The following is a 625-nucleotide window of genomic DNA, read 5'->3' as shown; positions in this document are numbered from 1 at the left end:
TATCTTGTGCTTGCGATATCGTGCGCGGGCCGTTACCCTGGCCTGCCGGGTTGGGTTCCGGCTCTTGGTGTCGGGACGGCGACGCCGCGTCAGCATCACCGCGGCGACCACCGCCTCGGGTATGACGACAGCACCGAACTCGAACGGCAGCTGGTAGTCGGTGTAGAGACTGCGTGCCAGCCAGGTGATGTTGGATTCATCGGCAGCAATGGCTGCGGCATTGTCCACCGGGAACGGCGTGGCCGAACGGGCCTTGACCCCGATCAGGGCCAGCATCTGCACCAGCATCACCACCGCAACCAGCGCGCCGACCGGCAGGTAGCGCACCCAGCCCTCGCGCAGGTTCTTGGTGTCAATGTCCAGCATCATCACCACGAACAGGAACAGCACCATCACCGCACCCACGTAGACCAGCACCAGGGTCACGCCGAGGAACTCAGCGCCTACCAGCAACCAGGTACAGGCCACCGAGAAGAAGGTCAGGATGAGGAACAACACCGAATACACCGGGTTGCGCACGCTGATCACCGCCAGGGCCGCGGCACCGGCCACGCTGGCGAAGATCCAGAAAAGAATATTTACCCAATCCATGTTTCCTGACCTCAACGGTAAGCAGCGTCAGCGG

Annotated in this window: 1 protein-coding gene; it reads right to left on the bottom strand. The window is 62.6% G+C overall.

All coding sequences use genetic code 11. The annotated features are described in order from the left end of the window. On the bottom strand, window positions 1-591 hold a 591-nt coding region (locus ABB25_RS13970), incomplete at its 3' end, for an NADH-quinone oxidoreductase subunit J (RefSeq protein WP_057667875.1). Window positions 592-625 lie beyond the last annotated feature (34 nt).

The organism is Stenotrophomonas koreensis (assembly GCF_001431525.1).
Taxonomy (GTDB): Bacteria; Pseudomonadota; Gammaproteobacteria; order Xanthomonadales; family Xanthomonadaceae; genus Stenotrophomonas; species Stenotrophomonas koreensis.
This window is presented reverse-complemented; position numbering and strand designations above follow the sequence as displayed.